This window comes from Neisseria sp. HMSC058F07, assembly GCF_001810035.1.
Lineage (GTDB): Bacteria > Pseudomonadota > Gammaproteobacteria > Burkholderiales > Neisseriaceae > Neisseria > Neisseria perflava.
Genome location: NZ_KV799664.1, coordinates 1 through 254, shown reverse-complemented (window position 1 = coordinate 254; position 254 = coordinate 1). Strand labels below are relative to the sequence as shown.

The following is a 254-nucleotide window of genomic DNA, read 5'->3' as shown; positions in this document are numbered from 1 at the left end:
GTGATACGGAAATCTTTAAACAATTCCCTGATATCAGGGTGGTCATTAATGGATAGCATGACCTTACCCTTACTCTCTGCCATCACTTTGGCCAGTAATTCATACTGCTCCCAGCCAAATGATTGGTCATAGCCTGCGGTCTGCCAATATGGTGGGGCTGCATAGAAGAAGGTGTGCTCACGGTCATATCGTTTGAAGCAACGTTCCCACGATTCGTTTTCCACATAAACACCTTTTAAACGGTCTTTAGCAGC

At 45.3% G+C, this 254-nt stretch carries 1 pseudogene; it reads right to left on the bottom strand.

Annotated elements, in window-relative coordinates:
- Positions 1-254 (bottom strand): annotated as a pseudogene (locus tag HMPREF2696_RS01925) (DNA adenine methylase); the annotation flags it as partial.